General features: G+C 52.5%; 8 protein-coding genes. 2 read left to right on the forward strand and 6 right to left on the reverse strand.

The genetic code is table 11. The annotated features are described in order from the left end of the window. The first annotated feature begins 73 nt into the window (after positions 1-73). Positions 74-2809 carry a CHAT domain-containing protein gene (locus tag AB1656_16135; protein MEW6236913.1) on the forward strand — a complete coding sequence of 912 codons (2736 nt, stop codon included), beginning with the start codon at positions 74-76 and terminating at the stop codon, positions 2807-2809. Between the two features lie 366 nt (positions 2810-3175). On the opposite strand, the gene AB1656_16140 is transcribed toward AB1656_16135, so the two are convergent. Further along, positions 3176-4561: a glycosyltransferase gene (locus tag AB1656_16140; GenBank protein ID MEW6236914.1), complete on the reverse strand. Its 1386-nt coding sequence runs from the start codon at positions 4559-4561 to the stop codon at positions 3176-3178. Between the two features lie 134 nt (positions 4562-4695). On the opposite strand from AB1656_16140, the gene AB1656_16145 reads away from it, so the two are divergent. Further along, the gene (locus tag AB1656_16145; protein MEW6236915.1) at positions 4696-5901 is read left to right on the forward strand and encodes a glycosyltransferase family 2 protein; all 1206 of its coding nucleotides are present in this window, start codon (positions 4696-4698) and stop codon (positions 5899-5901) included. Between the two features lie 495 nt (positions 5902-6396). Here the strand turns inward: AB1656_16145 and AB1656_16150 are convergent, their stop codons facing one another. The 5 genes from AB1656_16150 to AB1656_16170 all read right to left on the reverse strand — a co-directional run bounded on the left by AB1656_16150 (position 6397) and on the right by AB1656_16170 (position 11515). Continuing rightward, complete coding sequence (locus tag AB1656_16150) at positions 6397-6549, reverse strand: hypothetical protein (GenBank protein MEW6236916.1); 153 nt, start codon at positions 6547-6549, stop codon at positions 6397-6399. Positions 6550-6959: 410 nt separating this feature from the next. After that, positions 6960-7967, reverse strand: coding sequence for an SDR family oxidoreductase (locus AB1656_16155; GenBank protein MEW6236917.1), 1008 nt, complete (start codon positions 7965-7967; stop codon positions 6960-6962). Positions 7968-8231: 264 nt separating this feature from the next. Beyond that, entirely contained in the window at positions 8232-9650 is a 1419-nt protein-coding gene (locus tag AB1656_16160; protein MEW6236918.1) for a flippase, read from the reverse strand. Beyond that, a complete protein-coding gene (locus AB1656_16165; protein MEW6236919.1) occupies positions 9647-10834 on the reverse strand; it encodes a hypothetical protein in 1188 nt (395 codons plus the stop codon). The genes AB1656_16160 and AB1656_16165 overlap by 4 nt, the downstream gene beginning before the upstream one ends. Before the next feature lie 372 nt (positions 10835-11206). Beyond that, positions 11207-11515, reverse strand: coding sequence for a hypothetical protein (locus tag AB1656_16170; protein ID MEW6236920.1), 309 nt, complete (start codon positions 11513-11515; stop codon positions 11207-11209). Positions 11516-11610 lie beyond the last annotated feature (95 nt).

The following is an 11610-nucleotide window of genomic DNA, read 5'->3' on the forward strand; positions in this document are numbered from 1 at the left end:
GAAATGTCTCCTAGCCATTGCATTCGCTAAAGGATATTAAACTCAAGAAATCGGCTTAGGACGAGTATAGACGATGACGCACGGCTTATGGTGGAGTTTCGGAGAGCCTCGCGAGGAGCGGGAGAAACTCGTCGCCGATTTTTACTATCAGACGGGCAAGCATGTAGAACTGCGCATCCCCTGGCCCGCGAAGCGCTTCGCCGAGGCGGGGGAATTGCCCATCCGGCTGGGCAACGGCGAACGCGATAACGGTTGGATTCCCGATTTGACCTCCAAAACGGCTGAAACGGGGCGGCGGCTATACGATCTGCTGGGCAAAGATGCGCAAACGTCGTTGATCCGCGCTTTCGCCAATTTGAAGGAAGACCGCAGCGACCGCGTGCTGCGGCTTTATTTCCCTACGCCGTCGCCGGAAAACCGGGAATTGTGCCTGGCGTTGGAGGATTTGCCGTGGGAACTGCTGCATGACGGCGAGGAGTTCATCTGCTGGCGCTATTCGCTGCAAATCATCCGCTCCCATGCGCGGGAAGCCTATACGGCGCCATCGCGCTTGGTGGACGTAGCCTCGTGGGGGATTCTGCTGCTTTCGCCCTTCGTATTCGCCGATGAGGAACAATGCCGCCAAGTGGGACTGGAGGCTCTGCCGCAAGGACGGGATGAAGCGAAGATTCTGCGGATGCTGGAAAAGCAGACGCACGGACTGGTGCGCATCGGTCCCGCCGCCAAAAGGAGCAATTGGGGTGGCGCGGCGGCGTTCGGCGAGTTGGAGCATCTCTTATCGGACGGCGGCGGCAAACGCTTTCAGATGATTCACTATATCGGGCATGGCGTGATTTATGACGACGAGCCGTGCCTCTGCTTCGAAAAGGAGGACGGCGGCATCGATTACGTCTCCGTCAGCCGGCTGAAGAAGCTCTTAAAAACCATGCAAGACGCCAGCCCGCGCCAGGAACCGCCGCCGGTCTTGTTTCTCAATGCGTGCAGTTCGTCGAGCCGGGGGCGCTATTCCGCCGGATTCGCGTCGGGATTGCACGACTTGGGGCTTTGCGTGCTGGGATATCATTCCGAAATTTACGACGACGGTAAGCCGCTGCTGGCCGCTAAGAGTTTTTATCAATCCCTCTGCGCCGATCAATCGCTGCAACAGCCCAATACGCCGCCCAACGTGGCGACGGCGGTGGGAGCGGCGCGGCGGCGCTTGCGCAATGAGGAGAACGAAGCCAAACCGGCGTGGGGCAGCCTGCGGGTCTATCTGCCCTCGGACATCTCCTTCGCCGTGCATGGGCGCGGCCTTTTGGAGAAGACCATGCAGAAGGTCTACGCCCATTTTTCGCAATGGATGAATCCGGGCGATTATACGGATCATCTGGCGATCGGATTTCAGTTCGCCGTCCTGTTCGGCGCAATGATGGGATTGGTCAATCTCGCGTTCATCTTCCCGGAATCGGTTCTATCAAAGCATTTCAACTACCAGGAAATCGTAAGCGAGATAACGCGGGTGTTTCTCGTAGGGCCGTTGTCCTACCTGGCGGCGGCGATTTTCATCGCCATGCAGACGCATCGCAATCATCAATTCATCCTGCGGCAGGGAGAGCGCATTTCCCAATGGCAGCTGGCGGGATATTGCCTGGGTTCGCTGCCGATTTATGCTCTTGCCGGACTCTCTTTTACGGCGCTCTTTTTCTATTCCTTTTCCCGGCTCGATCTTTTAACGGCTCAGACGACGGCGTTCGCATCCATCACCCATATCCCCATCGCGTCCTTTTGGTATATCTTCTCCGGCGTTTTGGCGGGAACGATGGCCGTCTCTCTCTTGGCGGCCAGTTGGTTGTGTCTTCATCAAAAAGAGACGCTTCATTCCTACCGGACGTTTTATTTTATTTTGTTTCTCTATGCTTTGCTTGGAAGCCTTTATCTTCTATACAAAGCTTTTGTCCATGACATCAGCCCTTACCGTGCGGGAGGTTGGACCGTTTTCGTCCTGCTCAATATCGTCGCTTACAGCTTGGCCGCCGCGAAAATTATGAAGGAGATATCATGGCGGGCCTCGCAAAAAAGCGCGGCGGCGGCGCTGTCATGGCGGAAACTGTTGCCGCTATTGGGCGCCGTGATTCTGGTCGTCTTCTGCTATTACCTGCTGGAGGAATCGGTGCGCTTCGAACAAAGCGCGATTCAAACCGCTCTGTTGAACCGCAAGGAATCCGTAACGACGGGCGTCTACGACAAGCGGGACGAGATCGTGCTGGAACGGGCGCTGCGGCAGCGGGCGATCAACGAAATTCCCGAAAGCATCAAGAAGGCGGCCAAGAAGGATTGGCTGCTCAGCCTCGTCTGCGCCGATTACTGCCTCTACGGAACCTTGCAAAATGGAGACGGAAATGGGTTCGAGATCAGACTGGATGACGCGCAAGGTTACGATGCGAAAGATTTGCTGGACATCGCCGTCCAAAACAACCGCGAAGTGGAATTCAAGGATTATTACTGCAATATCATGGCCCTGCTGCGTTGCTTGGAAGCCGACCGCAGTCCGAACCTGAACGAAAAGCGGCGGGGATACGAAGAGGCGGTGAAGAAAGCGGACTTCGCCGTCAAAAAGGACGACCGCAATTTCGCCTATCTCGATACGCTGGCGCGGGCGGAATGGCGGCTGGGAAAGCTGAACGACAATCGATCCCTAATGAAAATGGCGGAATCGCATATCCAGGAAGCGCAATGGCGCGCCTTCTTCCTGCGCAGCCCCCGCGCGAAGGAAGTGCGGCGGGCAATCGGCCAGATCGCAGAGACTATGGAGGGGGAACTAGGGCGGTAAGAAGCATCGCGCTTACGGTTCGTCGGCGATATCGGGTAGAAACCGAGAGCGTTTCGTAAGTCATTCAACTTTTGTAACAGATCACCGATTGAAGAGAAATCCTTGTTTTTAAGCCCTGAAAGGGCGAAATAAGATAGCCCAGGCTAACGGCCTGGGAACAGGATCTCGAATTCCACGAAATTTTCGAATCGCGGATAGCGCGGATTCTCTTGGATTCCACGGAAAAATCGTTCTCATAACACGATTCCTTACGCCAACTTTTTTTCGTGTTTTTCTTTTTCATATCGTGCTTTCGTGATTCAATCGATGAGAGTAAGAGATTTCTTTAATTTCTCATATCGAGCGTAACATAAACTATTAAGTTAATTACTTCTCCCCCTCCGGCTTCTTGGCGATGGCGATGACCGATAGGCCGAAGGGTGTCTTGATAAAACGTTCCAGCCGCAGGAGAGGATGCAGCAACGTGAAGAAGTAGAGTTGGAATTTCGGCAAAACCTTTCGTTTCAAAATGCGTCCGTTGACGAACCAGCCGGGAACTCCCCACATATTATAGAAAAACATTTTCTCGATTTCGAATCCCGCTTGCCGCACCTTTTCTTCCAATTCCTTCTTCGTATATCGGCGAAAATGCTCCAGTCCAACGTCCAACGTACCAAAAAGCGCCTTGATGCAGGGAACCAGCAGAATCAAACGCCCGCCGGGAACCAGCAGCGATTTCATATTCAAGAGGGCATTGGCGTCGTCTTCGATATGCTCCAAAACGTTGAGGCAGATCACCGTATCGACGCCGCAGGATTTCAACTCGCCCGACGGCGGCTGCGAAGCGTCGAAGGGACGAATAAGCAGCCGCTCGTTCTGCACGAAGCGCTGGTTGAGAGTGCGGATGTGATTAGGCGACAAATCGGTGGCGACGACCAATTCCTTACCCATCAAAAAACGGGTGAAATTGCCATTGCCGGAACCGATTTCCAAAACCCGGCTGCCCACAAGTCCTTTAATACGATCAAAAAAAATATGGTAATACTTATTGACGGTAGAGAGACGGAACAGCGTTTCCTCGCCGATATCAACCGTAGTAAGACGAGTGCGAATCAGCCAATAAAGCATAGAGAAGGCGTCCGTCCAACGCAGTTTCTTGCCATCTTCATAAGTTCGTCCCGCATAGGAAATAGGAACTTCGTAAACCCGCAGTTTCTTGCGGAACACGCGCCCCGTCACTTCCGCCTCGAAGCCGAAACCGTTGGCGTAGAGGGGAATCGACTTGAGAATGCTGGCGCGAAACATTTTGTAGCCGGTCGACATGTCGGAGAGAATGGCATTATACAGGACGTTGCAGATGCAGGTCAGCATTTTGTTGCCCAAGTAATGGGTCAACAGATGCACGCTGTGCGCCCCCACAAAGCGCGAGCCATAAACCACGTCGGCCTTGCCCGATTCGATAATCTCCACCATTCGGGTATATTCTTCGGGGAAATATTCCAAGTCGGCGTCCTGAATCACGGCCAAATCGCCCGTAATTTGCTCGATCGCCTCGCGAACAGCGGCCCCTTTGCCTTCGTTTTCTTCCTTGAAGATAACGTGAAGATGAGGCTTCTTTTGGATGAGATCGCTTAAAACCTTGGCGGTTCCATCGGTGGATCCGTCGTCGACGATAATAATTTCCTTCTCGTAAGGCGCAGCTTCGACGCGGCGCACGATCTCTTCGATGGTATTGATTTCGTTATAAACCGGAATAATGACGGATAGCCGCATAATGATTTTTTCCGCAAAATCGCATGGACAGCGAAAGCTCGCGCACTTGATTATCATTTCCAGCCAGCCGCTTCTTGAAACGGACGGCGCCTCAGATTACTATGACCCGATCATTATACATAGAGGAGAACATTATGCGGGGGGCTGCTAACCCTTCTTCCCTCGAACGCGGCTTGACCATCATTATACCCGCCTATAACGAAGAAGAAGCGATCGATCTTATCGTCCAGCGCTGTCTAGCGGCGCGGGAACCTATCGCAAAAGAAGCGAATTTGGACGCCGTGCGCGTTGTCGTCGTAGACGACGGTTCCAGAGATCGCACCTACGAACGGGCGAAGCAATACGTTCCCGAAATTACCCTTTTGCAGCACGAACGCAACAAGGGCTACGGCGCCGCTATCAAATACGGCTTCTGCGAAAGCTCGACGGAACTTGTCGGTTTTCTTGACGCCGACGGCACCTGCGATCCGCTCTTTTTCAGCCGCCTGTGCCAGGAGCAAAAAAAGGGTAATTACGACGTAGTCTTAGGCAATCGCATGGGCGCCCAGAGCGAAATCCCCGCAATCCGGCGATTGGGCAATATGATTTTCGCGACGCTGCTGGGCGTATTGTCGCATACGCTCATTCAAGATACCGCTAGCGGGATGCGCGTCATCAAGAAAACGTCACTGCCGCGCCTCTATCCCCTGCCTGATGGATTGCATTTCACTCCGGCCATGAGTTCTCGAGTGTTGTTCCATCCCGAACTGACGCTCTCCGAAGTGGAAATGCCCTACGCCGAGCGCATCGGCGAATCCAAGTTGAGCGTAATAAAAGACGGCGTGCGCTTCTTGCGCGTGATTTTGGAAATGGCGTTGATCTACCGCCCGCTGCTGTTCTTCGGGGCGGCGTCGCTGCTTCTTTTTTTAGCTTGCCTGATCTATGCGCCGGGATTGATGCTCGGTCTTTGGAAATCGCGCTACCTGGCTGAAGATCGTATATTCCGATTTTTAGGTGTAATTACGTTTTTCGTCGGCGGATTGACGCTGATGACGGCGGGCATGTTGACGCAAAAACTCGTTGCGCATCTCCATGATTACCGCCATAAAAACACCAAGATCATCAACGCTTTTTTCCTTTGGTTATCCCCGGTCGGCGTTGTCAGCCTGCTTTTAGGAGTCGGGATCAACATCGCTCCCCTGCGGGAATATTTATTAAGCGGAGAGATTACGCACCATCCCTGGACGTTCATCGCCGTCGGAGCCTTTCTCGTATTGACAGGCATCCAAATTCTCGCCATAAGCGCCTTGAATTTCGTAATCGATCTAGTAACCCGTCATCGCTCCGAAAATGAACAGTGACAGGGAGACAAGGAGACTAAGTCCCAAAGTCCCGTAGGGTGGGCTCAAAGCGAAGCGTAGCCCACCACTCATCACTCTTCTGAAACTCCTTAGGTAAGTCATGTAAAATGCGCCCAAAAGATTGGGTGGCAAGGGCAAACCGCCATCCCAGCCTTGAAAGGCTGGGCTATTTTCAAATGCCCCTTTAAAGGGGCAAACGACAATAGCCTGCCGTTTCAACGGCGGGGCGGCAGGGCGTTTCTTCCTGCAATCGCCGAGAGCCTTTCCTCGGTAGGGGGGCTCATCATTCATCATTCATCATTCAATATTCAAAATTCCATTAACGTCCCCATTTTGCGCCCCGCCCTACAATAACAGAGGGACTTTCTCGCGGCGCGCGCCGAACAGTCCCAGCCGCACTCGCCTGTAAATAGCGAAGTCGAAGAGGATGGCATCGTCGATAACCTTGCTCAGCTTTTTGGGTGGGCATCGGTGAATGAGTAGCGGGGGTGGAACTCACGATCGTTTCGCCATGTTGGGATTGGAATGGTGAAGCGATCGCCTGGGAACCGGCCTGCCTATAGGGCAGTGAAGCCCCCTGGCGAAATCGGTAAACCGAGAAAAAAGTTGGATCGAACCGCAGGGCGGCAAGGAAATTTTATCTTTCATTCATTGATCTTTTCCCTCTCAACTCGGAAAAAGAAAAATGAAAGAAAAAGATAAATGCCGTATCTTTGCCGCCCCGGTCTTCCATTAAAAAAAACGCTCTAATTCCTAGGGGATATCCTTGATGATGTTATCTTCCGCAAATTCCCTTGTAATCTTTTCGGTTCCTTATATCACATTCGCATCTTCACGATTCTATACATACTCCATTTTCCGATCCTGATTATCCTTGCCATCCCGATTTCAACAATGAGTTACCTCCGTGAAATCCCCAAAAATCCGCGTAATCCGTGATTCAAAAATTCGTGGATTTCGCTTTTTCCTCGTGTTTTCGTGGTTCAAACCTGCAAACGCAAAGAAATCATCCTGATCATCCTTCCATCCTGCCCATCCAGATTCAGACATCTTTTCCATCACAAAATCGCGCCGCGTTTTTCCTTCGGCGCCAGGCCGAGGCTTTCCAGTGTTTTCCATAAGCCCATTTTCAACGGTGTGCGGGAGTATCCCAATTCGGCGATGGCTTTTTGCGAAGAATACCGCCAGTGGTTTTTATAAATATCCACAACGTCGCGTGTCAATCGCGGAAGATAATTCGACGACAGCCGCGCTCGCCATTCTTCCACGGCGCCCAACGCTTTCGCCGCCCAAAAGGGAATGCGGCGGCGCGGGCGGCGAACGCCGGTGATCTCCTCCAGCATTTCGAACAACTCCGCCAACGACGCGTCTTCGCCGCCGAGAATATAACGTTCGCCTTGGCGTCCTTTCTCCAAGGCCAATAAGTGGCCTTTCACCACGTCGTCCACGTAGGAAAACGTCATCCGCATATCGCCCGCGCCAATGGTTCCGGGAACTTTGCGCTTGACGAAATCCTCCACCAGTTTGGTAATGGCGCTTCCCTGCGTCGCCTTGCCGGGACCGTAGATAAAAGCGGGATAGACGATGACGATGTCTAGCCCCTTATTCGCAAATTGCCGCGCCCGTTTTTCCGCCGCTGCTTTGCTTTTGGCGTAATTGGTTATGGTATTGGCGGAATGATCCCAATTTTCATCCGCCGGAGCAGCGTCCGTCGGCCCAAGTGCGAAGAACGAAGACGTATAGATAACGCGGGATGTTCCCATCCGCATGGCGGCGTTCATGACGTTTTCCATGCCGTTTACATTGACGCGATAAAATGCGCCGGGATCGCGCTCCCAAATGGAAACCAGCGCCGCGCTATGAATGACGGCCTCACAGCCATGCAGAGCGGAGTGCAGCGAGTCCGGTTCGAGGATGTCCCCCAGCGCGATTTCCGCTTCAGGCGGCAAGAGGCCGGGATCGGGCGCGCGGCGGCAGAGCGCGCGGACGCCTAGCCCCTGCAGCGCCGCTTCCCGAACAATAGCGCCGCCGAGATACCCCGTCGCGCCAGTAATGAGAATCTTCATGAGTATCGCCTCGAATAACTCATAGTATGCGCCCTTGGAGCGCAGGCATCCCGCCTGCATGATGCTCTAACCTCTTTTAGCGGCGAATGGGCTTTCTCTCGATAGCATTTTTGCTTTGCGAAAACATGAAAAAAACCGAATTCCGCTATATTTCTCCTGCCAACCTTTAAAGGCAGGCCTGCTTTCAATGCCCCTTTAAAGGGGCAAACGATAATAGCCCACCGTTTCAACGGTGGGTTTACTGTTGCTCACTGCTCACTGCCATTATGTTTTCAAAGCGCTTCTCCACCGCCGCAGTTCCGCCAGCGTAAATACGCCGAAGAGATAGGCGTAGAGCAACAAAAACGCCCCATAAAAAAAGGGGATCAGAAATATGGTTTTAAAGGGAATGATCCACGCCGAAAATCCCGCCAAAGCGGAAATCCCCAAAATTTCCAACGGTTTCCGTAAAGGAAAGGATAAAGCGAACAAGCGCCGTCCCGCCGCCGACATGATGAGAAACAACGCCAATTGCGAGAGCAGAGAAGCGAACGCCGCCCCAACCTGTTCGTACCAGCGGATAAAGACCCAATTCGTAAGGAAGGATATAACGACGGCCAATCCCGTAAAAAGCGCCAGCCACCGCTGACGGTTGCGGGAAGTGAAGACGATGATGACCAGCGTATTGAGCATGGAAAGATTCAAATTGATAATGAGAATGCGCAGCACGTCGCCCGTTAACGGCTCCGCTTTGGGAATCAAACTCATCCACTCGGAAGACCATATCCCCAACAGAAACGTAAGAGGAAGCGTATAAGCCAACAACAGAATCACTGACTTTTCAAACAAACGGCGATAAGCGTCGTCGTCCGTTTCATGATAGCGCGAGAGAACGGGATAAATGGCGATAAGGTAGCCAGTCAATAAAAGCGTAAATCCTTCCACCAGCTGGCTGGCGTAGGCGTAAGGAGCGACTGGATCCGAGCCGCCCATCATATATTCGATCATCATCACGTCCAGCGTCATATAAAAAGTGTTGAAGAAATCGTAAAGAGCCAACGGCCACGATTCCAAAAACATATAGCGAAACGTGGGCAAGGTCAGTTTGATGGAAGAATAGGAAAAGAAACGAAAGGAGACGATCGCCAAAAGCAAGAACCAAATAAAAAATTCCAAAGAAATCGAAAACGAAGTCAAAACCAACGGCCAGGAATACCAAAGAATGATAAACAACGAAAGAAGAGAAATTAGGCGCGACGGCAGATTGGTGTAGAAAACGTATTCCATCCGCTCGATAGCCGTGAAGCAACTGCGGATCACTCCCGCAAACGCCACCATCGCCGAACCGCTCAAACAAGCGTAAATAACTGCCAATTCACTCCAACTCTTGCCCCGCGTCCCCTTAAGATAAAAGAATATCCCCACGAAAAAAAGCAGCCCCAGCGCGCTTTTTACCGCCAAGCCATGCAGACAATAGGTAGGAACTTTTTCGTGATCGCGCGCGCCATCGCGAGAGATGAGGTTGTCCAGTCCGCCGTCCATAAAATGACGGCCCAGCTTGCCGATGTTAAGAGCGAAATTGATAAGGCCGTAATCCGGCGTGGATAGAAACGCCGCTAACAGCAAATAGCGGATGATCCCCGTCGCCCGCCCGAAAATATTGAACAGGCTCATGAAGACGGAATTGCGCACGATGGGCTTCACAGCGCAGGCTCCGGTTTTTGCAGGATAAGGCGCAGCTCGCCAATGGAAATCAAGGGCGTCTCGCCGGAAGGCAGGCTGTCCAACTCGTCCATAAATAAATGGATATCGATCAGATTGCGCAGCTGCGGCGCGGTTTCGAAGGGGATATCGAAATTCCCTTCCTTGCGATCGGCGGCGACATCGAGGCTTTTCGTCTCGCTATTCCACTTCATCAGCAGCCGAAAGGGACGCCGCAGGGGATTCTTGATATTCAAATGCAATAAGATTTTCCCTTCCTGGGCGGCTTGAGGAACATAGGCGTCCGCCCGAATGCGTCCATCGTGAAGCAGCAACAGACGGCCATCCCGAAACGAACGCGGCGCGTAAAAAGAAGTAAGCAAATCGCCGTCTTCGGGATAAAGCTTATTGAATGCGGTTCCGCCCACAAAATGGAGGAAATATGCGGCGCAATAATCTTTGGGATTCTTTTTCGAATACTCGCACAGGAAATCCGCCGCCGCGTTTTTATCGCCAGCGGCGCAGGCCGATAGCCCCTTGAGAAATCCGGCGGCTTCGCCCTGAAAAACGCTTATAGGAAAAGGACGAACGTCATCCAAGATATTTTCCGAAGCGAAGCGTAAATAATGGTATAAAGTTAAACCATCGCTCGCTTCCCAGGGAATGGAATGCCGCGTTTTCAAGAGGCAGATTTTATATCCTGCTTTCAAGGCCAGCTCGCCGGAATCGTACTCCCAAACCGAAGCGTATTTCTCGATCGCCGCCGTCGCCGAAGCGGGATCTCTGCCGCGTAGGCGGCTTTCGAGCAACTCCCCCAATTGAAACTGCGGCCAACCGTGGCGCACGGCGGGATATAGACGAATGGCTTCTTCCAGATGCGCTTTGGCTTTCTCTTGAAATTGCGCGCCGTTCCGCGCCAGGAGGGTGCCTGCGATGCGGAAATGGGCGTCGGCCGCCGGACGCAGCTCCTCGCCGCCGGGTTCGGCGCCAAGGCCGGAAGCGAGAAAATCGGCGCAGTCTTCCGCCTCGGCCAGAGCGCCGCCGATCTCGCTTTTGGAAGCGATATCATCCAATAGGCGCTCGAAATAGGCCTCGCCGGGTTGGCGCAGTCCGACGAATAGCGCCGCCCCCGTAAACAGCAAAATCAAACTGCAAGCCGCCAGAATTTTTATTGAGTAGGAAGGCATGGAATCGCTCAAGAATTTTAATATAGTATTTACTCAAGTTACGCCGCCAGGGAGCGCGGGCGTCACGCCTGCCTGGTGGAATCATCCTCCCAAGGCGCGAATGGGCTATATATCTCTTGCGTTTTTGCATCGCGAAAGCATGGAAAAAACGAATTCTACGATATTCCTTCTCCCAGCCTTAAAAGGCTGTTGCTGTTGCCAAATGCTCCTTTAAAGGGGCAAACGGTAATAGCCCGCCGTTTCAACGGCGGGTTGAGAAAGGATTCCTTTTTCGTGGTTTTCTTTTTCCTTTCGCGTTTTCGCGATTCGATGTGAGACGCAAACCATTTTCCTCTTTTTTCATCGCGCATAACATGAGTCTTTTATTTCCGGCTACAATTTTTTCCTTTTCTTCTTCTTTTTCTCCTGTTTGGCGGTGGGATGGCGGCGGATGAGCATGTAGAGTACGCCGAACCCCCCAAAGAAAATCACGATGGATAAAAGCGCTTCCGGCTTCGCCGAATAGAAAAAATCTTCCTTTTTCGCTTCTTTGCCGATTTCGTCTTTCTCCGGCTCCAACGAATTCCTTTGAACCGTTGCAGTCGCATCGCCGATCTGCTCGTCCTCGGCGGCGGATAAAAGCATAGGCCGCTCATTCCATACGAACAACAAAAGAAGAAGAGAAACGATGATGCTTTTCATAATGTCGCCCTTTCGCCCATTCTCAAGCCAATAGATAAAAGAGTATGGCTATAGGGGAAAGGTTCCATCAAGGGGAATGAAGGGGATGTTGACTC

The organism is Candidatus Omnitrophota bacterium (assembly GCA_040755155.1).
Taxonomy (GTDB): Bacteria; Hinthialibacterota; Hinthialibacteria; order Hinthialibacterales; family Hinthialibacteraceae; genus JBFMBP01.

Bases quoted from the DNA above. Each gene is read 5' to 3' on its own strand.
- AB1656_16135 (MEW6236913.1), top strand. From the start codon at position 74: ATGACGCACGGCTTATGGTGGAGTTTCGGAGAGCCTCGCGAGGAGCGG.
- AB1656_16140 (MEW6236914.1), bottom strand. From the start codon at position 4,561: ATGCGGCTATCCGTCATTATTCCGGTTTATAACGAAATCAATACCATC.
- AB1656_16145 (MEW6236915.1), top strand. From the start codon at position 4,696: ATGCGGGGGGCTGCTAACCCTTCTTCCCTCGAACGCGGCTTGACCATC.
- AB1656_16150 (MEW6236916.1), bottom strand. From the start codon at position 6,549: ATGAAAGATAAAATTTCCTTGCCGCCCTGCGGTTCGATCCAACTTTTT.
- AB1656_16155 (MEW6236917.1), bottom strand. From the start codon at position 7,967: ATGAAGATTCTCATTACTGGCGCGACGGGGTATCTCGGCGGCGCTATT.
- AB1656_16165 (MEW6236919.1), bottom strand. From the start codon at position 10,834: ATGCCTTCCTACTCAATAAAAATTCTGGCGGCTTGCAGTTTGATTTTG.
- AB1656_16170 (MEW6236920.1), bottom strand. From the start codon at position 11,515: ATGAAAAGCATCATCGTTTCTCTTCTTCTTTTGTTGTTCGTATGGAAT.